The 21,532-nt window shown below is 69.1% G+C and carries 18 protein-coding genes and 1 pseudogene; 15 read left to right on the plus strand and 4 right to left on the minus strand.

The features are described from left to right. Window positions 1–42: 42 nt before the first annotated feature. From V6M57_RS09980 to V6M57_RS09995, 4 genes and pseudogenes are all read left to right on the plus strand, one after another. Window positions 43–501: pseudogene (locus V6M57_RS09980) on the plus strand (SET domain-containing protein); the annotation flags it as partial. A 22-nt stretch (window positions 502–523) separates the two neighbouring features. Continuing rightward, window positions 524–1,273 carry a biotin--[acetyl-CoA-carboxylase] ligase gene (locus V6M57_RS09985; RefSeq protein ID WP_332814832.1) on the plus strand — a complete coding sequence of 250 codons (750 nt, stop codon included), beginning with the start codon at window positions 524–526 and terminating at the stop codon, window positions 1,271–1,273. A 7-nt stretch (window positions 1,274–1,280) separates the two neighbouring features. Next, window positions 1,281–1,937: an SPOR domain-containing protein gene (locus V6M57_RS09990; RefSeq protein ID WP_332814833.1), complete on the plus strand. Its 657-nt coding sequence runs from the start codon at window positions 1,281–1,283 to the stop codon at window positions 1,935–1,937. A 159-nt stretch (window positions 1,938–2,096) separates the two neighbouring features. Continuing rightward, on the plus strand, window positions 2,097–2,756 hold the full coding sequence (locus V6M57_RS09995; RefSeq protein WP_332814834.1) for a glutathione S-transferase family protein: 660 nt from the start codon (window positions 2,097–2,099) through the stop codon (window positions 2,754–2,756). On the opposite strand, the gene V6M57_RS10000 is transcribed toward V6M57_RS09995, so the two are convergent. The 3 genes from V6M57_RS10000 to V6M57_RS10010 all read right to left on the minus strand — a co-directional run bounded on the left by V6M57_RS10000 (window position 2,741) and on the right by V6M57_RS10010 (window position 5,515). Beyond that, on the minus strand, window positions 2,741–4,216 hold the full coding sequence (locus V6M57_RS10000; protein WP_332814835.1) for a sensor histidine kinase: 1,476 nt from the start codon (window positions 4,214–4,216) through the stop codon (window positions 2,741–2,743). The genes V6M57_RS09995 and V6M57_RS10000 overlap by 16 nt on opposite strands. 67 nt (window positions 4,217–4,283) lie before the next feature. Next, window positions 4,284–4,958: a response regulator transcription factor gene (locus V6M57_RS10005; protein ID WP_332814836.1), complete on the minus strand. Its 675-nt coding sequence runs from the start codon at window positions 4,956–4,958 to the stop codon at window positions 4,284–4,286. A 74-nt stretch (window positions 4,959–5,032) separates the two neighbouring features. Next, window positions 5,033–5,515: a MarR family winged helix-turn-helix transcriptional regulator gene (locus tag V6M57_RS10010; RefSeq protein ID WP_332814837.1), complete on the minus strand. Its 483-nt coding sequence runs from the start codon at window positions 5,513–5,515 to the stop codon at window positions 5,033–5,035. Window positions 5,516–5,658: 143 nt separating this feature from the next. On the opposite strand from V6M57_RS10010, the gene recA reads away from it, so the two are divergent. The 3 genes from recA (at window position 5,659) to V6M57_RS10025 (ending at window position 8,308) form a co-directional block, all read left to right on the plus strand. Continuing rightward, complete coding sequence (gene recA / locus V6M57_RS10015; RefSeq protein WP_332814838.1) at window positions 5,659–6,726, plus strand: recombinase RecA; 1,068 nt, start codon at window positions 5,659–5,661, stop codon at window positions 6,724–6,726. Between the two features lie 36 nt (window positions 6,727–6,762). Then, window positions 6,763–7,212 carry a recombination regulator RecX gene (gene recX / locus V6M57_RS10020; protein ID WP_332814839.1) on the plus strand — a complete coding sequence of 150 codons (450 nt, stop codon included), beginning with the start codon at window positions 6,763–6,765 and terminating at the stop codon, window positions 7,210–7,212. Window positions 7,213–7,300: 88 nt separating this feature from the next. Continuing rightward, window positions 7,301–8,308: a hypothetical protein gene (locus tag V6M57_RS10025; protein ID WP_332814840.1), complete on the plus strand. Its 1,008-nt coding sequence runs from the start codon at window positions 7,301–7,303 to the stop codon at window positions 8,306–8,308. On the opposite strand, the gene argC is transcribed toward V6M57_RS10025, so the two are convergent. Further along, entirely contained in the window at window positions 8,305–9,225 is a 921-nt protein-coding gene (gene argC / locus V6M57_RS10030; protein ID WP_332814841.1) for an N-acetyl-gamma-glutamyl-phosphate reductase, read from the minus strand. The genes V6M57_RS10025 and argC overlap by 4 nt on opposite strands. A gap of 155 nt (window positions 9,226–9,380) precedes the next feature. On the opposite strand from argC, the gene sucC reads away from it, so the two are divergent. From sucC to V6M57_RS10070, 8 genes are all read left to right on the plus strand, one after another. Continuing rightward, window positions 9,381–10,541 carry an ADP-forming succinate--CoA ligase subunit beta gene (gene sucC / locus V6M57_RS10035; protein ID WP_332814842.1) on the plus strand — a complete coding sequence of 387 codons (1,161 nt, stop codon included), beginning with the start codon at window positions 9,381–9,383 and terminating at the stop codon, window positions 10,539–10,541. A 12-nt stretch (window positions 10,542–10,553) separates the two neighbouring features. Next, window positions 10,554–11,447, plus strand: a complete 894-nt coding sequence (gene sucD / locus V6M57_RS10040) for a succinate--CoA ligase subunit alpha (RefSeq protein WP_332814843.1) — start codon at window positions 10,554–10,556, stop codon at window positions 11,445–11,447. Window positions 11,448–11,686: 239 nt separating this feature from the next. Next, on the plus strand, window positions 11,687–14,437 hold the full coding sequence (locus tag V6M57_RS10045) for a CHASE2 domain-containing serine/threonine-protein kinase (protein ID WP_332814844.1): 2,751 nt from the start codon (window positions 11,687–11,689) through the stop codon (window positions 14,435–14,437). After that, a complete protein-coding gene (locus tag V6M57_RS10050) occupies window positions 14,434–15,219 on the plus strand; it encodes a Stp1/IreP family PP2C-type Ser/Thr phosphatase (protein ID WP_332814845.1) in 786 nt (261 codons plus the stop codon). The genes V6M57_RS10045 and V6M57_RS10050 overlap by 4 nt, the downstream gene beginning before the upstream one ends. A 55-nt stretch (window positions 15,220–15,274) precedes the next feature. After that, complete coding sequence (locus tag V6M57_RS10055; RefSeq protein ID WP_332814846.1) at window positions 15,275–15,937, plus strand: FHA domain-containing protein; 663 nt, start codon at window positions 15,275–15,277, stop codon at window positions 15,935–15,937. A 23-nt stretch (window positions 15,938–15,960) separates the two neighbouring features. Next, a complete protein-coding gene (locus V6M57_RS10060) occupies window positions 15,961–18,216 on the plus strand; it encodes a CHASE2 domain-containing protein (RefSeq protein ID WP_332814847.1) in 2,256 nt (751 codons plus the stop codon). An 87-nt stretch (window positions 18,217–18,303) separates the two neighbouring features. Beyond that, a complete protein-coding gene (locus tag V6M57_RS10065; RefSeq protein WP_332814848.1) occupies window positions 18,304–19,098 on the plus strand; it encodes a 3',5'-cyclic-nucleotide phosphodiesterase in 795 nt (264 codons plus the stop codon). A gap of 37 nt (window positions 19,099–19,135) precedes the next feature. Next, a partial coding sequence (locus V6M57_RS10070) for a GspE/PulE family protein (RefSeq protein WP_332814849.1) occupies window positions 19,136–21,532 on the plus strand: 2,397 nt, incomplete at its 3' end.

Consider the following 21,532-nt stretch of genomic DNA (forward strand, 5'->3'; position numbering starts at 1 on the left):
GCACGCGTGCGTGTGTGCAACCAACTTATCAGAGTTTTTTCCATGCCAGCAAAAGCGGGAGGCCGGCGCATCCAGGCGCGCCGGTCGGGCATCCATGGCAAGGGCGTATTCGCCCTGCAGGACATTGCGGAAGGCGAGACCATCATCGAGTACGTGGGCGAGATCATCACGTGGAAGGAGGCGCAGCGGCGCCACCCGCACGATCCCGAGGACCCGAACCATACCTTCTACTTCCACATCGACGAGGACCGGGTGATCGACGCGCTGTACGGCGGCAACGCCTCGCGCTGGATCAACCACTCGTGCGACCCGAACTGCGAGGCCGACGAGCGCGACGGGCGGGTCTTCATCAAGGCGCTGCGCCCCATCCGCGCCGGCGAAGAGCTGAACTACGACTACGGCCTCATCATCGACGAGCCGTACACCCGCAAGCTCAAGGCCGAGTACCCCTGCTGGTGTGGCGCCCGCACCTGCCGCGGCACCCTGCTGGCGCCCAAGCGGCGGCGTTGACGGGGCGGACGCGATGGGCAGGCGGATCGACCAGACTCTCGGGGCGCTGCTGCCCGGCCTCGCCGTCGAATCGCTCGCCGAGATCGACTCCACCAACACCGAGCTGATGCGCCGCGCCCGCGCCGGCCGGCTGGACCCGGTCCTGCTGGTGGCGCAGCGGCAGACGGCCGGGCGCGGCCGGCTGGGCCGGCAGTGGCTGGGCGAGCCGGGCGCATCGCTCACCTTTTCGCTGGGGCTGCTGCTGGCACCGCCCGACTGGTCGGGGCTGTCGCTGGCGGTCGGGGTGGCGGTGGCGGAAGCCTTGCATCCGGCCGTGCGCCTGAAGTGGCCGAACGACCTGTGGGTGCAGGATCGCAAGCTCGGCGGCATCCTGATCGAGACGGCCGCCCCGCCGGAGGGAGGCGGGGCGGCCCGCTTCACCATCGTGGGCATCGGCCTGAACCTGGCCACGCCCGAAGGCGCCGGCTACGCCACGCCGCCGTTCGCCCTGCGCGAACTGCTGCCGCATGCGGGCGCGAGCGCGGTGCTGCAGCAGGTGGCGCCACCGGTGCTGCAGGCGGTGCGGGGCTTCGAGCAATTCGGCTTCGCGCCGTTCCAGGCGCGCTTCCAGGCCCGCGACGCGCTCGCGGGCCGCGCGGTGCGGCTCAGCGACGGCAGCACCGGCACCGCCCATGGCGTGGACGCCCAGGGCGCCCTGCTCGTGCATACTGCCGCGGGCATGAAGGCCGTCGCCACCGCCGAGGTGAGCGTGCGGCCCGCCTGATCGTCCCATGCTGCGCCTGGCCGTCCTGCTGCTGCTGCTCGCCAACGGCGTGTACTACGCCTGGGGCGAGGGCTTGCTGCTGCCCTGGGGCTGGGGCCCGGCGCCCGACTCGGAGCCCTGGCGCCTGCAGCAGCAGATCCGGCCCGATGCGGTGAAGGTGCTGCCGGCCGAGGACGCGCGCCGGGCGGCCGAGGCAACCGCAACGGCCGCGCGCGGCGCCGAGTGCCTGCAGGCCGGCCCCTTGCCCGACAGCGCCGCCGGGCCGCTACGGCAGGCGCTGGCCTCGTGGCCGCCCGCGGCGTGGACGCTCGAGCCGCTGGACCAGCCGGCGCGCTGGATCGTCTACATGGGCAAGTACCCGACGGCCGCGGAGGTCGAGCGCAAGAAGAGCGAGCTGCGGCAAATCGGCATCGCCTTCGAGCCGCTGGGCAACACCGACCTGGAGCCGGGCCTGTCGCTGGGCGGCCATGCCAGCCAGCAGGCGGCCGATCAGCAGCTCGGCACGCTGCTGGCGCGCGGCGTGCGCACGGCCCGCGTGGTGCAGGAGCGGCCGGAGACCCGCGGCCATCGGCTGATCCTGCCCGCCCTGGACGACGCGCTGCGCCCGCGGCTGGAAGCGCTGCGCGCGCTGCTCGATGGCAAGACCCTGCGGCCCTGCCGCTAAAGGGCAATGCCCACCCCCGAAGCACCTTCGGCGCCTCCCCTCGAGGGGGCGCCACCAGCGGCCCGGCCCAGCCGGTTCCGCGGTGGCACTGGGGGCCCTGCGCGCGCTCAGCTGGAGAGAGGATCGCCCTGACAATCGGGAAGGAAAGGAAAAGTCCAGATGACACTCAAGCTCTACTTCGCGCCCGGCGCCTGCTCCTTCGTGCCGCACGCCCTGCTGGAGGCCACCGGCACGCCGTTCGAGCCCCGGCTGGTCAAGCTGCACAGGAACGAGCAGGACTCGCCCGAGTACCGCGCCCTCAACCCGCACGGGCAGGTGCCGGTGCTGGTGGACGGCGATGCGGTGATCACCCAGATCCTGGCCATCGTCGGCTACCTGGACGCGCGCTTCCCCGAGCAGCAGTTCCTGCCCCAGGAGCCGCTGGCCCGCGCCAAGGCGATGGAGACGCTGGCCTGGATGAACAACACGGTGCACCCGACCTTCACCCATGTGTTCATGCCGCACAAGTTCAGCGACCAGCCCGACACCCAGGCCCAGCTGAAGGCGTTCAACGCGAAGCAGTACCGGCCGATGCTGGCCGAGATCGAAGGCATGGCGCAGCGGGCGGCGGCGCAGGGGCAGGCGTTCCTCGGCGGCGAGCGCTTCGGTCCGATCGACGCCTATGCGCTGACGCTGCTGCGCTGGGGTGGCTTTGCCGGCATCGACCCGGCCGGCTTCCCGGCGCTGTGGGCGCACGTGCAGAAGGTAGCGGCGCTGGCGCCGGTGGCGCGCGCGATGGAGCGCGAACGGCTGCAGCTGAACGTCTACAAGGCGGCCTGAGCCGCCGCGGCCGCGCCCATCGCGGCGGCGGCGCTGGCAAAACGCACCACCGCCCGCACCCCGGGCGGATGGCTGCCCGGGTGGGCATCTTCCAGCCGCACCTGCGCGTCGTGCTGGCGTGCGATCTCCAGCACGATCGGCAGGCCCAGTCCGGAGCCGTCGACATTGGTCTCCAGCGATCGGTAGAACGGCTGGAACACCAGCTCGCGCTCGCCGGCCGGGATGCCGGGGCCGCTGTCCTCCACCTGCAGCAGCACCACGCCGCCGATCGGATCGGCCAGCACGCGGGCCGTGACGAGGGCGGGCTGCGCAGGGCTGGACGGCGTGTAGCTGATCGCGTTGTCCAGCAGGTTGCGGATCAGTTCCTTGAGCAGGGTCGGGTTGCCGGTGACCTGCGTGCCGGGCGCGCCGGGTTCGGCTCCGTCGTAGCCCAGGTCGATGCGCTTGTCCATGGCGCGCGGCACGAGGTCCTGCACCGCCTCCTGGGTCAGCTGGGCCAGGTCGCAGGTGTGGCGTGGCAGTGTCTTGCCACTGCTCTCCGCGCGGGCCAGCGCCAGCAGCTGGTTGACCGTGTGGGTGGCGCGGATGCTGGAGCGGCCGATCTGCTTGAGCGACTGCTTCAGCTCCTCGGCGTTGGCGCCCTCGCGCTGCGCCAGGTCGGCCTGCATGCGCAGCCCCGCCAGCGGCGTCTTGAGCTGGTGCGCCGCATCCGCCAGGAAGCGCTTCTGGGTCTCGATCGAGTCCTTCAGCCGGGTGAGCAGGTCGTTGACCGAGGACACCAGCGGCACCACCTCCAGCGGCACGGCCCGCTCGTCCAGCGGCGACAGGTCGTCCGGCTTGCGGGCGCGGATGCGCTCCTCCAGCTGCGACAGCGGCTTGATGCCGCGCACCAGCGCGAGCCACACCAGCAGCACCGCGAGCGGCAGGATCACGAATTGCGGCAGCATCACGCCCTTGATGATCTCGGTGGCCAGCACCGAGCGCTTCTCGCGCGTCTCGGCCACCTGCACCAGCGCCGGCGGCGCACCCGGCAGGTCCAGCGCCACCCAGGTGTAGGCGACCCGGACGTCCTGGCCGTGCATCTCGGCATCGCGCAGGTGCACTTCGCCGGGCGCGTGCGCCTCGCCGTCCGGCGGCTCGGGGAAGTCGCGCTCGCCGCTGAGCAACTCCCCGTGCGGCCCGCGGACCTGGTAGTAGACGTAGTCGGAGTCGTCGGCGCGCAGCAGCTCGCGCGCGGGCTGCGGCAGGTAGAAGACCGTCTTGTGGTTCTGCACCGCGATCAGTTGCGCCAGCGCCTGCACGTTGTATTCGAGCGCGCGGTCGAAGGGCCTGCCGGCGATGTTCTGGGCCACCAGCCAGGTCAGCGCCAGGCTGACCGGCCACAGCAGCAGCAACGGGGTGAGCATCCAGTCCAGGATCTCCCCGAACAGCGAGCGCTGCTCGCGCTGGAACAGCTTCATGTTGGATGACGGACGGCGAACGACCTCGCTGCGCTTCGACTACACCCTGGCGCCGGCGGGTCGGTCCTCATCCGTTGATCTTCTCCAGGCAGTACCCCAGCCCGCGCACGGTGGCGATGCGGATCGGGCCCTTCTCGATCTTCTTGCGCAGGCGGTGGATGTAGACCTCGATGGCGTTGTTGCTCACCTCCTCGCCCCACTCGCACAGGCGCTCGACCAGCTGGTCCTTGCTGACCAGCCGGCCGACGCGCTGCAGCAGGACCTCCAGCAGGCCCAGCTCGCGCGCCGACAGTTCCACCAGCTTGCCGTCGATGGTGGCCACCCGGCCGGTCTGGTCGTACACCAGCGGACCGTGCCGGATGGTGCTGCTGGTGCCGCCCATGCCGCGGCGGATGAGCGCGCGCACGCGCGCTTCCAGCTCCTGCAGCGAGAACGGCTTGGCCATGTAGTCGTCGGCGCCCAGGTCCAGCCCGCGCACGCGCTCCTCCACGCTGTCGGCGGCGGTGAGGATCAGCACCGGCATCGAGGAGCCGCGCGCGCGCAGCCTGCGCAGGACCTCCAGCCCGTGCAGGCGCGGCAGCCCCAGGTCGAGGATCAGCAGGTCGAACTCGTTGTTGGTCAGCAGCGCGGCATCGGCCTCGCTGCCGTTGCCCACATGGTCGACGGCGGCGCCGGAGGCGCGCAAGGTGCGCAGCAGGCCGTCGGCCAGCACCTGGTCGTCTTCGGCAATGAGGATGCGCATGGGCGCGGTGTCTCCTGGGCTGCCGAAAATTCTAGGCTGCGGCCTGCGGCAGGCCCTACAGGGTGGACCCGCGCTCAGGGCGCCGCGGGGCCGGCATAGGCCTCCAGCCCGAGCGCCACCACCGTGGCGACCTCCGGCCCGACTTCGGCGCGGAACTCCTGCTCGGCCTGCTGCACGGCCTGGCGGAACGCCCCCAGCCAGGCCAGCCCGGCTTCGGTGAAGCGAACGCGCCGGGCGCGGGCGTCCAGCGGATCGGGCTCGCGCACCACCAGCCCCCAGGCTTCGCACTGGCTCACCAGGTCGCCCATGGCCTGCTTGCTCATGCCGGCGCGTCCGGCCAGTTCGGTCAGGCGCGAGCCTTCCAGCGCCAGGTGGCGCGTGATGTGGATGTGGGCGGCGCCCACCTGGGCTCGCGCCGCCAGGTTGGACAGGGCCAGCGGCACGTCCACGTTGTGCGCGATCAGGTGCAGCACGCGGTCGTCGAAGCGCCGGCTGGCATGGCCCAGGAGGCGGCCCAGGTGGGTTTCGCGCCAGGCGTCATCCAGCTTGGGGAGCATGGCTAGATGGTAAGGCAAACTGACCAAAGATGGCGTTTACTTCCACCAAGAAGCCGCGTTAGAGTACTGGCCATGCATCCAGCCTGTGTATCGCAACAGGAGATGCCGGCTCCCACAAACCATTGATCCACAAGGAGATTCCCATGGATGCGCAAGTCAAGGGCACGAAGGTCGCGGCGGCCGACAACGAAAAGGCCAAGGCGCTGCAGGCGGCGCTGGCCCAGATCGAAAAGCAGTTCGGCAAGGGCACGATCATGCGGCTGGGCGAAGGCGAGCAGATCGAGGACATCCAGGTCGTCTCCACCGGCTCGCTCGGCCTGGACATCGCGCTGGGCGTCGGCGGCCTGCCGCGCGGCCGGGTGGTCGAGATCTACGGGCCCGAGTCCTCGGGCAAGACCACGCTGACGCTGCAGGTCATCGCCGAGATGCAGGCCCAGGGCGGCACCTGCGCCTTCGTCGATGCCGAACATGCGCTGGACGTGCAGTACGCGCAGAAGCTCGGCGTCAACCTGCCCGACCTGCTGATCAGCCAGCCCGACACCGGCGAGCAGGCGCTGGAGATCGTCGACAGCCTGGTGCGCTCCGGCGCGGTCGACCTGATCGTGGTCGATTCGGTCGCCGCGCTGGTGCCCAAGGCCGAGATCGAAGGCGAGATGGGCGACTCCCTGCCCGGCCTGCAGGCCCGCCTGATGAGCCAGGCGCTGCGCAAGCTCACCGCCACCATCAAGAAGACCAACTGCATGGTCATCTTCATCAACCAGATCCGCATGAAGATCGGCGTGATGTTCGGCAGCCCCGAGACCACCACCGGCGGCAACGCGCTGAAGTTCTACGCCTCGGTGCGCCTGGACATCCGCCGCACCGGCACCATCAAGAAGGGCGACGAGGCGATCGGCAACGAGACCAAGGTCAAGGTCGTCAAGAACAAGGTGTCGCCGCCGTTCAAGACGGCCGAGTTCGACATCCTGTTCGGCGAAGGCATCAGCCGCGAAGGCGAGATCATCGACATGGGCGTCACCGCCCGGGTGCTGGAGAAATCCGGCGCCTGGTACGCCTACAACGGCGAGAAGATCGGCCAGGGCCGCGACAACGCGCGCGAGTTCCTGCGCGAGAACCCGGAGCTGGCCCGCGAGATCGAGAACAAGGTCCGCGCCTCGCTGAACATCGCGCTGCTGCCCCCCGCGCTCGCCGCCGGCGAAGACGCCGAATAAGCACCGCCCCGGCCGGCTGCTGGCCGATTGCGCGCCATGCGGGTTTCGCAGCTGTCACTCAAGGGAAGGGCCTTGCGACTACTCGGCGGCCGGGAGCATTCCCGCGCCGAGCTGGAGCGCAAGCTGGAGCCGCACGAGCAGGAGCCGGGCCAGTTGCAGCGCGTGCTGGACGAACTGCAGGCCAAGGGCTTCATCAGCGAGCAGCGGGTGGTCGAGTCGGTGCTGCACCGGCGGGCCGGCAAGCTCGGGGCCGGTCGCATCCGCCAGGAGCTCCAGCAAAAGGGCATAGCCGACGAGCTGGTTGCGCAGGCCGTGCAGCAGTTGCGCGCCACCGAGCTGGATCGCGCCCGCCAGGTCTGGCAACGCCGCTTCGCAGCACCGCCGCAGGACGCGGCCGAGCGCGCCCGCCAGTCCCGGTTCCTGGCCGCCCGCGGCTTTGGCGGCGAAGTGATCCGGCGGGTCCTGGCCGGCCGCGACGAGGAATAGCGCGATCGTTCGAAGGTTGACCGGCGTCAAGGCTGGTCGGCCGTGCCGTTCCAGTCTCCCGCACCAAGCCCTGAACAGGAGACACCCGATGGCAGATTCGGCGCCCACCCCCACGGCGGTCCGGCTCGAGTTCCGGCACACCCCGCCGGCCTGGCGCTACATGCTGGGCGCACTCAGGCCCTCGCCGGGCGTGCCGGCAGGGGCCTTCCCCCGCATTTCGGCGCGCTGGAGCGGGTGGCGCGCCGACGGTGGCCAGGTGCGCGATTTCCTGCGCCTGTGTGGCGGAACGTCCGAGGCGCGGCAACTGCCCGCGCTGCTGCCGCACGCGATCGCCTTCCGCCTCCAGATGGTCGTACTCACCCACCCGTCGTTCCCGGTGCCGATCTGGCGGGTCCTGCAGGTGCGCAATGCGCTCCTGCAGCTCGGCCCCATCGGCCTCGACGAGGCGCTGGATTTCGAGTGCGCCGTCCACGCGCACCGCATCCTCGGCAAGGGCCTGGAGGTCGACCTGCACACGCGCATCCTGGCCGGCGGCCGGCTGGCCTGCGAGAGCCTGAACACGTTCCATGTGCGCGGCCGCTTCGGTGCCGGTGGCGCGCCCGAGGCGGCGGCATCGCCCCGGGTCGCGGGCGATCCCGTCGCCGGTTGGCACTTGCCGGCCGGCGGCGGCCGCCGGTTCGGCGAGCTGACCGGCGACTACAACGGGATCCACCTGTGGAACCCCTACGCACGGGCATTCGGCTTCCGGCGCGCCTTCTTCCATCCACTGCGCGCGCTCGGCCAGGGGCTGGCGCGGGTGCCGGCGGGCCTGCCGCCGGCTCCGTATCGCCTGGATGCGTGGTTCAAGGGGCCGATCTACCAGGACTCGAACGTCCAGCTCCGGTCGCAGGCCAGCGCGGACGGCATGGTCCTGGCGCTGCACCTGGCGCAGGAGGACCGCCCGGCCATCGTCGCCCGCTGGCGCGCCGCGTCGGCCGACAGCCGGCTCGCCGCAGGGGCAGGGGCAGGGGCAGGGGCAGGGGCAGGGGCAGGGGCAGGGGCAGGGGCAGGGGCAGGGGCAGGGGCAGGGGCAGGGGCAGGGGCAGGGCCGGATTAGATCCCCAGCATCAGCTGCAGGTTCTGCACCGCGGCGCCGCTGGCGCCCTTGCCCAGGTTGTCGAGCCGCGCGACCAGCACCGCATGGTGGTGGTCCATGTTGCTGTACACCCGCAATTCCATCCGGTTGGTGTCGTTCAGCGCCATGGGCTCGAGCTTGCCGTCCTCGGTGGGCGGCTGCACGCTGACCCACTCGCTGCCGTCGTAGTGGCGGCGCAGCACCTGCTCCAGGTCCTTCGCGGTGGGCTTGCCGGGCAGCAGGTCCAGGTGCAGCGGCAGTTGCACCAGCATGCCCTGGCGGAAGTTGCCGACCGAGGGGATGAAGATCGGCCGGCGCGTCAGGCCGGTGTACTTCATGATCTCCGGCAGGTGCTTGTGCTTCAGTCCGAGGGCATACAGCTCGTACGGCGGCGCCTTGCCGCTCTCGTAGGCCTCGATCATGGTGCGCCCGCCGCCCGAGTAGCCACTGACCGACGGCAGCGCCACCGGGTGATCCGGCGGCAGCAGGCCGGCGTCGACGAGCGGGCGCAGCAGCGCGATGGCGCCGGTCGCATAGCAGCCGGGATTGCTCACCCGATCAGCCCGGCGGATCGCCTCGCGCTGGCCGGGCGCGAGTTCGGCGAAGCCGAACACCCAGCCCTCGGCCACCCGGTGTGCGGTGGAGGCGTCGATGATGCGCGGGGCGCGGCCCTGCTGCCGCCGGATCTCGTCGACCATCGCCGCCGACTCGCGCGCGGCGTCGTCGTGCAGGCAGAAGATCGCCAGGTCCACGCCGGCCATCAGCTCGCGCTTGGCCGCCGGATCCTTGCGCCGCTCGGGCGCGATGCTCACCAGTTCCACCTGCGGCATCGTCGTGAGCCGCTCGCGGATCTGCAGGCCGGTGGTGCCGGCCTCGCCGTCGATGAAGACCTTGGCCATGGTTCTTGTCCCTGCTGGGAGATGGGGTCGCCGCCGGGGCGCCGTCAGGTTTGTGCGATGCACCATGATACAGTTCGCGGCTGCACTTCGCAGGGCCGGCGCCGCAGCCGCGCCGGGGGCACCTGCACCGTCCACGACCTCCCGGAAGAGACCCCATGAAGATTCACGAGTACCAAGGCAAGGAGATCTTGCGCAGCTTCGGCGTGCCCGTGCCGCGCGGCATCCCTGCATTCACGGTCCAGGAAGCGGTGGAAGCCGCGCAGAAGCTCGGCGGCCCGGTGTGGGTGGTCAAGGCCCAGATCCACGCGGGCGGCCGCGGCAAGGGCGGCGGGGTCAAGGTCGCCAAGTCGATCGACGACGTCCGGCGGCTGGCCGGCGAGATCCTGGGCATGCAGCTCAAGACGCACCAGACCGGCCCCGAGGGCCAGAAAGTGCGGCGCCTGTACATCGAGGACGGCGCCGACATCCAGAAGGAATACTACGTCTCGGTGGTCACCGACCGCGCGACCCAGAGCGTGGCCTTCATCGCCTCCAGCGAAGGCGGCATGGACATCGAGGAAGTGGCCCACAGCCAGCCCGAGAAGATCAGGAAGGTGTTCGTCGATCCGCTCAAGGGATTGACCGACGCACAGGCGAAGGAACTGGCCGATGGCATCGGCATCCCCGCCGGCTCGACCGCCCAGGCCGTGGACGTGTTCCGCAAGCTGTACCGCTGCTACATGGAAACCGATGCCTCGCTGGTCGAGATCAACCCGCTCAATCGCGATGGCAATGGCAGCATCATCGCGCTGGACGCCAAGTTCAACTTCGACAGCAACGCCCTGTTCCGCCACCCCGAGATCGTGGCGCTGCGCGACCTGGACGAAGAGGACCCGGCCGAGATCGAGGCGTCCAAGTACGACCTGGCCTACATCAGCCTGGACGGCAACATCGGCTGCCTGGTCAACGGCGCCGGACTGGCCATGGCGACCATGGACACCATCAAGCTGTTCGGCGCCGAGCCGGCCAACTTCCTGGACGTCGGCGGCGGCGCGACCCCCGAGAAGGTGACCGAGGCCTTCAAGATCATGCTGAAGAACCCCAAGGTCAAGGCGATCCTGGTGAACATCTTCGGCGGCATCATGCGCTGCGACACCATCGCCACCGGCGTGATCACCGCCTGCAAGGCCGTGAACCTGGGCGTGCCGCTGGTGGTGCGCATGAAGGGCACCAACGAGGAGCTGGGCAAGAAGATGCTGGCCGAGTCGGGCCTGCCGATCATCAGCGCGGACACGATGGCCGAAGCTGCGCAAAAAGTCGTCGCGGCCGTCAAGTAAGGATCACCAGTCATGTCGATCTACATCAACAAGGACACGCGGGTCATCACCCAGGGCATCACCGGCAAGACCGGCCAGTTCCACACCCAGAAGTGCCAGGAATACGCCAACGGCAAGGCCTGCTTCGTCGCCGGCGTCAACCCCAAGAAGGCCGGCGAGAAGATCTTCGACATCCCGATCTATGCCTCGGTCAAGGACGCCAGGGCGCGGACCGGTGCCACCGTGTCGGTGATCTACGTGCCGCCGGCAGGGGCGGCCGACGCGATCTGGGAGGCGGTGGAAGCCGACCTCGACCTGGTCATCTGCATCACCGAGGGCATCCCGGTGCGCGACATGCTGATGGTGCGCAACAAGATGAAGGCCAAGGAAAGCCAGGGCGGCAAGAAGACCCTGCTGCTCGGCCCCAACTGCCCCGGCCTGATCACGCCCGACGAGATCAAGATCGGCATCATGCCCGGCCACATCCACAAGAAGGGCCGCATCGGCGTGGTGTCGCGCTCGGGCACCCTGACCTATGAAGCGGTGGCCCAGCTCACCGAGATCGGCCTGGGCCAGTCCAGCGCGGTGGGCATCGGTGGCGACCCGATCAACGGCCTGAAGCACATCGACGTGATGAAGGCGTTCAACGACGACCCGGACACCGACGCCGTGATCATGATCGGCGAGATCGGCGGCCCCGACGAAGCCGAGGCGGCGCGCTGGTGCAAGGACCACATGAAGAAGCCGGTGGTCGGCTTCATCGCCGGCGTCACCGCTCCGCCCGGCAAGCGCATGGGCCATGCCGGCGCCCTGATCTCCGGCGGTGCCGACACCGCCGACGCCAAGCTGGCGATCATGGAGGAGTGCGGCTTCAAGGTGACGCGCAATCCCTCGGAGATGGGCCGGCTGCTCAAGTCGCTGCTGTAGGCGGCCGCTGCCCGCCAAGTGGAAGGCCGACGCCTGGCGCGTCGGCTTTTTTTTCGTCCATCGACGATGGCGGCGCTGCCGTAAATTTGCAACAAAACGTAGCAAGCCGATGTCGAACTTCCTTGTTCACTCCAAAGGCCTCTGTTAACGTCCAGCTGGGAGTCCTGCCCCTCCCGAGCGAGCGGGCGAGGAAGCTGTCCTTGAGGCAGTGGATCAGCCTTTGAGGGCGAGGGGCAGAAGTGGGTACATCGTCATCGGCTAAGCGCCGCGCGTTCTGGCGGGCGGACTGGTTCACCGGCGCGGCCATCGTCGCCGCCGTCTTCGTCCTCTGGAAATCCACCGGCCTGTTCGAGGCACTGGAGCGCCGCTTCTACGACCTTGCCAGCAGCCAGAACGCGAGCCAGCCGTCCGACCGCATCGCCGTCATCGCCATCGACGACCAGAGCATCGCCAACATCGGGCGCTGGCCCTGGTCGCGCGATGTGCACGCCGAGCTGATCGACAAGCTCGCCGGCGCGAAGGCCAAGACGATTGCCTACAACGTCTTCTTCACCGAGCCACAGACCGATCGCGGCCTGGTCTTCATCCGCCGGATCAAGCAGGCCCTGGACGGCGCCGAAGGCAGCGAAGCGCTGACCCGGGTGGTGGCCGAGGCCGAGCAGGCACTGGACAGCGACGGCAAGCTGTCCGCCAGCATGGCCAGGGCCGGCAACGTGCTGGTGCCGTCGGTGTTCACGCTGCAGGAGCCACTCGGCAAGCCCGATCGCGAGTTACCCGCGGCGGTCGCCCGGAACACGGTGGACGCGCGCGGCGGCTTCGCGCTGCCCGCCATCCGCGGCCAGTACCCGCTCGACGCCATCGGCGGTGCAGCCGCCGGCATCGGCCACCTGAACCAATGGAGCGACGCCGACGGCGCGGTGCGAGCCGACCCGCTGCTGGTGGACTACTACGGCCGCGGCGTGCCCTCGATGGCGTTGCTGGCGGCCGCCACCAGCCTGAACCTGGGCCCCGCCGACATCCGGGTGCTGCCCGGCGAGGGCGTCCGGCTGGGCCGGCTGCTGGTGCGCACCGACGAGGCCGCGCGCATCCTGCCGCAGTTCTATCCGCGCCGCGACGGCAAGCCGGCGTTCGCCGTCGACTCGTTCTACGATGTCCTGAGCGGCCGGATTCCGGCCGCCAAGTACGCCGACAAGATCGTCCTGGTCGGCGCGACCGCCGCCGGCGTGGGCACCACCTTCCCGGTGCCCGGCCATCCGGCGCTCAGTCCCGCGGAACTGATGGCGCACGTCACCTCCAACATCCTGGGCGGGCACGCCATCTCCGAGCCGGCCTGGGGCGGCTGGGCGGCGGCCGGCGCCTTCCTGCTGGTGGCGGCCTACCTGGTCGCCGTGCTGCCGCGGCTGACGGCCGGCGCCGCCGCCACCGCCACCGGCGCGCTGCTGCTGGTGCTGCTGGCGTCCGAGTACTTCCTGCTGTCCGGCGCCGCCACCTGGCTGCGCTGGGTGCTGCCCGCTGCCTTGCTGGTGATCGGCCATGCGGCGCTGACCACCAAGCGCTTCCTGGTCACCGAGGCCGGCAAGGTGAAGTCCGACGAGGAGTCGGCCGAGACCAACCGGATGATGGGCCTGGCGCTGCAGGGCCAGGGTCAGCTGGACATGGCCTTCGACCGCTTCCGCCGCGTGCCGCTCGGCGATGCGCTGATGGACAACCTGTACAACCTGGCGCTGGACTTCGAGCGCAAGCGGCAGTTCAACAAGGCCGAAGCCGTGTACGAGCACATGGCCACGTACCACCGCGACTACAAGGACCTGCAGGCCAAGCTCCATCGGGCGAAGAACCTGTCCGAGACCGTCATGCTCGGCGGCGGCGGTGCCCACCCGGGCGGCACCCTGCTGCTGGACGGCGGTGCGGTCGCAAAACCCATGCTGGGCCGCTACCAGGTCGAAAAGGAGCTGGGCAAGGGTGCCATGGGCGTGGTCTACATGGGCAAGGACCCCAAGATCGGCCGCGTGGTGGCCATCAAGACCATGGCCCTGTCGCAGGAGTTCGAGGGCGAGGAGCTGGCCGATGCGCGCGAGCGCTTCTTCCGCGAGGCCGAGACCGCCGGTCGCCTGCAGCACCAGAACATCGTGACCATCTTCGATGCCGGGGAGGAGCACGACCTGGCCTACATCGCGATGGAATTCCTGCGCGGCAAGGATCTGACGGACTTCTGCAAGGACGGCCAGCTGCTGCCGGTGCCGCGCGTGCTGTCCATCGTCGCCCGGGTGGCCGAGGCGCTGGCCTATGCGCATCGCCAGAACGTGGTGCACCGCGACATCAAGCCGGCCAACATCATGTACGAGTCCGACTCGGACACCGTCAAGGTCACCGACTTCGGCATCGCCCGCATCACCGACTCCAGCAAGACCAGGACCGGGCTGGTGCTGGGCACGCCCAGCTTCATGTCGCCCGAGCAGATCGCCGGCAAGAAGGTGGACGGCCGCTCCGACCTGTATTCGCTGGGCGTGATGCTGTTCCAGATGCTCACCGGCGTGCTGCCCTTCCGCGGCGACTCGATGGCCGAGCTGATGTACAAGATCGCCAACGAGGAGCCCCCGGACATCCGCCTGGTGCGCCGCGAGATCCCCGACCGGCTGGCCGCGGTGGTGGCGCTGGCGCTGGCCAAGAAGCCGGAGGCGCGCTACCAGGACGGCGACCGGTTCGCCGCCGACCTGAGGACGCTCGCGCAGGCGCCGGGCGTGCCGGCCGGCGGCTCCGCGGCCCTGTCGCTGTCCGCCGCCGCCCGGGCGCAGGCGGCCGCCGACCAGACCCTGGTGATGGCGGCGGCCCCTGCCGCGGTCGAATCCGCCAGCCCCGGCGGGCCGGCGGCGTCCGGCTATGATGCGGCCCCGCCTGCCGCCGATGCGGCCGCATTCGACAAGACGGCGGTGTTCGACCAGCCGCATGGTCCCGGGGCCGATCCGCAAGAATCAGCCGGCCAGTCATGAATTACGAGTTCAGCACCCGCACCGACCCTGGCCTCGCCCGCGAGAACAACGAGGATTCCGTCACCTACGACGATCCCACCCGGCTGGCGATCCTGGCCGACGGCATGGGCGGCTACAACGCCGGCGAGATCGCCAGCGGCATGGCCACCACCTTCATCAAGTCGGAGCTGGGCCGCTGGCTCACGCAGGCCGGCCGCCACGCCAACGCCAGGGAGGTGCGGCGGGCCATGGAGATCTGCGTCGACAACGCCAACCGCTCGATCTTCAACGCCGCCAACTCCAACCCGCAGTATTCCGGCATGGGCACCACGCTGGTGGTGGGCGTGTTCCAGGACGAGCGGCTGCTGCTCGGCCACATCGGCGACTCGCGCTGCTATCGCCAGCGCGGCGCCGAGCTGGCCCAGATCACCAAGGACCATTCGCTGCTGCAGGAGCAGATCGACGCCGGCCTGATCACGCCGGAGCAGGCGGCGGTGTCGACCAACAAGAACCTGGTCACCCGCGCGCTGGGCGTCGAGGACGCCGTGCTGCTGGAGGTCAACGAGCACCGCGTCGACCCCGGCGACATCTACCTCATGTGCTCCGACGGGCTGTCGGACATGGTCGACGACGAAAGCATCGCGCGCATCCTGTCGGCCGACGCGCCGCTGGAGGAGAAGGCGCTGCAGCTGGTGGACGCGGCCAATGCCAATGGCGGTCGCGACAACATCTCGGTGCTGCTGGCGCAGGCGGACAGCGGCGCGAAAAAGAAAGGCCTGATTTTCCGATTGCTGGGAAAATAGGCTTCCGGTCATCGGTATTGAATTTGCGAAAAGAGATCACGAACAGGAGTGGGCCATGCCGAAAATGATCGTTTCGATCGACGGTGTCGTCATCAAGGAAGTCCAGCTGACGAAGGACCGCACGACGCTGGGGCGCCGCCCTTACAACGACATCGTGATCGACAACCTGGCCGTCAGCGGCGAGCACGCCGTGCTGCAGCTGGTTGGCAATGAGGTCCATCTCGAGGACCTGAACAGCACCAACGGCACCTACATCAACGGCAAGGCCGTGAAGAAGCAGCTGTTGCAGAACAACGACACGGTCGAGATCGGCAAGTACAAGATCAAGTACATCAACGAGGCGCCGGGCGCCACGTTCGAGAAGACCATGATCATGAAGGCCGGCATGGTGCCGCCGCCGCTGACCAGGCCGGCCGGCGCTGCGGCCGCGGCGCCCGGCGCCGAAGCCGCCGGCGAAATCAAAGGGGCGATCAAGGTGATGTCGGGCGCCGCCGCCGGCCGCGAGGTCCCGCTGGTCAAGGTGGTCACCACCATCGGCAAGCCGGGCGTCGCCGTGGCTGCCATCACCAAGCGCCCGCATGGGTTCGTGGTGGCGCACGTGGAGGGTGGCAACAAGCCCATGCTCAACGGCACGGCCGTCGGGCAGGAGCCGGTCACGCTCAAGAACGGCGACCTGCTGGAGCTGGCCGGCACCCAGATGCAGTTCGTGCAGGGCTGACCGCGGCCCCCGGCAAACCCGTGATGTCGGGCTGGACCCGCCTGCTGGCCAGGCACTGGACCCGCATCGGGCTGACGCTGGTTCCACTGCTGGTCGCGCTCCTGCACGCCACCGGCGTGATGCCGCTGGGCGCACTGCAGCGCCTCGACCAGGTCCTGTACGACGCCCGCCTGCGCGCCACCATGCCGCGCACGCTGGACGAGCGCATCGTCATCGTCGACATCGACGAGAAGAGCCTGGGCGAGATCGGCCGCTGGCCCTGGAGCCGCAACCGCATGGCGCAGCTCACCGACGAACTGTTCCAGCGGCAGCAGGTGGCGGTGCTCGGTTTCGACGTTGTCTTCGCCGAGCCCGACGAAAGCTCCGGCCTCAAGCGCCTGCGCCAGCTCGCCCAGACGGAGCTGAAGGACCAGCCCGGTTTTGCCAGCCGCGTCGAGCAGCTCGGCCCGACGCTGGACTACGACGCCGTGTTTGCCCGTTCCCTGGCCAACCGCCCGGTGGTGCTGGGTTACTACTTCAGCAGCGACCGCGGTGGCGGGCGCTCCGGCGTGCTGCCGGCGCCGGTGATGCAGCCGCAGGACCTGCTGGGCCGGCCGATCCGCTTCACGCACTGGAACGGCTATGGCGCCAGCATCGAGCAGCTGGCCCGCGCCGCTCCGATGGCGGGCTTCTTCAACCCGATCATCGACATCGACGGCGTGGTCCGCTCGGTGCCCCTGCTGGCCGAGTTCGACGAGCGCTATTACGAATCGCTGCCGCTGGCCATGTTCCGCCTGCTGATGGGACTGCCCGAGGTCGAGCCCGGTTTTCCGGCGGGGGGCGGCCGCGCCTACCAGGCGCTGGACAGCGTGGTGCTGCGCCTGGGCCAGAAGACCATGGGCATCCCGGTCGACGAGCGGGTGGCCGCGCTGGTGCCCTATCGCGGCCCGGGCGGCGTCAATGGCGGCTCGTTCCGGTACATCTCGGCCGCCGACCTGCTGGCGCAGCGCGTCGCGCCCGCCACCCTCAAGGGCAAGATCGCGCTGGTCGGCACCACCGCACCCGGCCTGCAGGACCTGCGCTCGACCCCGGTGGGCGAGACCTACCCCGGGGTGGAGACGCACGCCAACCTGATTTCCGGCCTGCTCGACGGGAGGCTGGCGGTCCGGCCCGACTACGCCATGGGCTACGACGTGGTGCTGCTGGTCGTGGCCGGCCTGCTCCTGGCCATCGCGTTGCCGCTGCTCTCGGCCAGCCGGGCGGTGATCGCCAGCATCGCCGTGCTGGCGGCGGTGGTCGGCCTGAACCTCGCGCTGTACCTCGGCGCCGGCCTGGTGCTGCCGCTGGCGGCGGCACTGGCGATGGTGCTGACCGCCTTTGCACTCAACATGAGCTACGGCTACTTCGTCGAGAGCCGCTCCAAGCGCGACCTGGCGAACCTGTTCGGCACCTACGTGCCCCCCGAGCTGGTGGACGAGATGGTGAAGGACCCGGACAGCTACAGCATGACGGCGTCCAACAAGGAGCTGACGGTGATGTTCTGCGACATGCGCGGCTTCACCGCGATGTCCGAGAAGATGGAGCCGGTGCAGCTGCAGGAGCTGCTCAACTCGGTGTTCAACCGCCTGACCGACATCATCCGTTCCAACCGGGGCACCATCGACAAGTACATGGGCGACTGCGTGATGGCCTTCTGGGGCGCCCCGGTGGAGACCGCCGAGCACGCCCACCTGGCCGTCAAGAGCGCACTGGAGATGGCCAATGCCGTGCGCCGCATCAACGAGGAGCACCGCGGCCGCGGCCTGCCGGAAATCGGCGTGGGCATCGGCCTGAACACCGGCATGATGTGCGTGGGCGACATGGGCTCGCAGGTGCGCCGCAGCTACACCGTGATCGGCGACGCGGTCAACCTCGGCTCGCGGCTGGAGGGCTTGTCCAAGGTCTACGGGGTGGACATCGTGGTGAGCGAGTCCACCCGCCAGCTGGCACCCCGGTTCGCCTGGCAGGAGCTGGACCGGGTGCGGGTCAAGGGCAAGGCGCAGGCCGTCGCCATCTTCTGGCCGCTGGCGCCGGCCGAGCGGCTGGAGAAGCCGCAGACCGAGGAACTCAAGGCCTGGGGCGCCTTCCTGAAGGCTTACCGGGCCCAGGACTGGGACGCCTGCGACACGCTGATGCTCAACCTGCAGCGGATGAACCCGAGGAAATACCTTTACGAGTTGTATTCCGACCGTGTAGCCTCGATGAGGTTGCTGCCCTTCGATCCCGCCTGGGACGGTGCCACCAACTTCGAGACCAAGTGAGGACCGTCATGGCCCAGCACGCCCGCCCTTCGACGCTGCCCGCCACCGGCCCCCGCGTCCGCCGCCGCGCGCGGCGCGGAGCCTGACGTGCGGGTGCGCGTGCTGGGGTGCTCGGGTGCCATCGCGCGCGACTGCCGCACCACCTCGTTCCTGGTTGACGCCGACATCCTGGTCGACGCCGGAACCGGCGTGGGTGACCTCACGTTGCAGGAGATGGCGGGCATCGAGCACGTGCTGCTGACGCATTCGCACCTCGACCACGTCGCGGCGCTGCCGCTGATGGTCGATTCGATCGCCTCGCAGCTCACGCGGCCGGTGTGCATCCACGCGCTGCCCGGCACCATCGCGGCCCTGAAGCAGCACGTGTTCAACAACGTGATCTGGCCGGACTTCAGCCGCATTCCCACGCCCGAAAAACCTTTCATCGCCTTCCGCGAGATCCGGGTCGGACAGGTGCTCGAACTGGGAGGCAAGCGCATCGAGGTGATGCCTGCGGTGCACACCGTTCCGGCCTGCGGCTTTGCCGTCTGCGGCGGCAGCGGCGGGCATTGGGTGTTCACCGGCGACACCGAGCGCAACCCGGCCTTCTGGCAGCGCCTGAACGCGCTGGACGTGGCGGCACTGGTGATCGAGACCGCCTTCAGCAACCGCGAGAAGGACCTGGCCCGCCGCAGCCTGCACCTGTCGCCGCATGCGCTGGCGCAGGAGCTCGACTGCATAGAGAAGGGCAAGTCGTTCCCGATCTTCATCACCCACACCAAGCCGGCCGAGACCGACCTGATCATGGCCGAGATCCAGAGGTTCGACCAGACCCAGCCCTTCGGCCCCAACGTCACCCACGACCTCCGCTACCTGCGCGCCGGCCAGGAGTTCGAGCTGTAAGGGGCCCGCGCGCCGGGCGCACGTCCAGGAGTTACCCATGAGCGCCGTCCTCAAGCCAGAGCGCGATTCGCAGGCCTTCTACGACTCGCAGCAGCTGCCGCCCGACAAGCGCGGCGTCACCTTCGAGGCGCTGTTCTTCCGCCAGCTGCAGGTCGTCACGACCCGGATCCACGAGACGGAGAACATCGAGCAGATCATGCTGGAAGCGAGCCAGGACATCTGCAGGCTGTTCAACGCGGACCGGCTGACGCTCTACGCGGTCAACGACGAACGCACGGCCATCGTCTCCAAGGTCAAGACCGGGCTGAATGCGGCCAGGGACCTGAAGCTGCCGATCAGTGCGCAGAGCATCGCCGGCTACGTGGCATTCAGCAGGCAGCTGCTCAACATCCCGGACGTCTACGACGACGAGGCGCTCAAGCGCATCCACCCCACCCTGAGTTTCCTGAAGGAAGTCGACAAGCGATCGGGGTATCGCACCAAGCAGATGCTGGTGGCGCCCGTCCTCGACGGTGACGTGCTGCACGGCGTCATCCAGGTGATCAACAACAAGAGCGACCAGCCGTTTGGCGAACTGGAGATCGAGGGCGCCACGCAGCTGTGCAAGACGCTGGCCACGGCCATCCGCCAGCGCATGCGCAAGGAGCAGGAAAGCCAGCGCCGGCGCGCCACCAAGTACGACGGCCTGCTGGCCGACGGCGTGCTGACGCAGGAGGAACTGCACCAGTGCATCGCCCGGGCGCGCGAGGAAGGCAAGCCGGTCGAGCACATGCTCATGGCCGACTTCCAGATCCGCCCGGCACAGATCGGGCCTTCGCTGGCGAAGTTCTTCGGCGTGCCCTACGAGCCATTCAACGCCGGGCGCATCCGCTCCGAGCAGCTGCAGGGGCCGCTCAAGCGCGACTTCGTCGAGGAGCAGGGCTGGATCCCGCTGGAGGAATCGCCGGAAGGCCTGGTGGTGATGTGCATGGACCCGGAGGCGGTGCGCGGCTCGCGCATCGTGCCGCAGGTGTTCCCGCGCCACGCGAAGTTTGCCTACCGGGTCACCACCCAGGCCGAGTTCGAGGAAACGCTGGCGCAGCTCTATGGCGCCGGCGAGGGCGCCTCCATCGACGAACTGCTGGCCGACCTGAACGTGCCGGTGGACGACGAGGGCGACGACACCAGCCTGGAGTCCGCCGCCTCGGACAACGAGCTGGTCAAGTTCGTCAACAAGGTCATCATCGACGCCTACAACCAGCGCTGCTCGGACATCCACATCGAGCCGCTACCGGGCAAGGGCAAGACCGGCATCCGCTTCCGCATCGACGGCAGCCTGGTGCCCTACATCGAGGTGCCCTCGCACTTCCGCCAGGCGCTCGTCACGCGCCTGAAGATCATGTGCGACCTCGACATCTCCGAGCGCCGCAAGCCGCAGGACGGCAAGATCAAGTTCAGGAAGTACGGGCCGCTCGACATCGAATTGCGGGTGGCCACCATTCCCTCGGCCGGCGGCGTCGAGGACGTCGTGATGCGGATCCTGTCCGCCGGCGAGCCCATCCCGCTGGACAGGCTGGGTCTCACCCCCGCCAACAAGGAGCGGCTGGAGAAGACCGTCAGCAAGCCCTACGGGCTGTTCTACGTGTGCGGCCCCACCGGCTCGGGCAAGACCACCACGCTGCACTCTATCCTGAAGTACCTGAACACGCCCGAGACCAAGATCTGGACCGCCGAGGACCCGGTGGAAATCACCCAGAAGGGCCTGCGCCAGGTGCAGATCAACAAGAAGGCCGGCATCGACTTCGCGCTGGTGATGCGGGCCTTCCTGCGCGCCGACCCGGACATCATCATGGTGGGCGAGTCGCGCGACAAGGAGACCGTGTCCATGGGCGTGGAGGCCTCGCTCACCGGCCACCTGGTGTTCTCCACCCTGCACACCAACTCGGCGCCCGAGTCCATCATCCGCCTATTGGACATGGGCATGGACCCGTTCAATTTCGCCGACGCCCTGCTCGGCATCCTGGCGCAGCGCCTGGCCAAGCGGCTGTGCGACTGCAAGGAGACCTACTTTCCCGAGCCCGACGAAATCAGGACCTTCATCGCCGAGTACGCCGAGGACCTGCGGCACACGGCTTCATGGAAGGCCGATTACGGCGGCGAGGCCAAGAAGCTGTATGAGGGCTGGGTCAAGAGCTACGGCGAGGGTGGCCGGTTGCGCATGTACCGGGCCGTGGGATGCGACAAGTGCAACCAGTCCGGCTACAAGGGCCGGGTCGGCCTGCACGAACTGCTGGTCGGCGACGACGACATCAAGAGGCTGATCCAGGAACGCGCCCGGGTGGCCGAGCTGTTCGTCTGTGCCGTGGCGGGGGGAATGCGGACGCTGAAGATGGACGGGATGGAGAAGGTCCTGATGGGGCTGACGGACCTGAAGCAGGTGAGGTCGGTGTGTATC

It is taken from the genome of Ramlibacter sp. (genome assembly GCF_036676645.1).
Lineage (GTDB): Bacteria > Pseudomonadota > Gammaproteobacteria > Burkholderiales > Burkholderiaceae_C > Ramlibacter.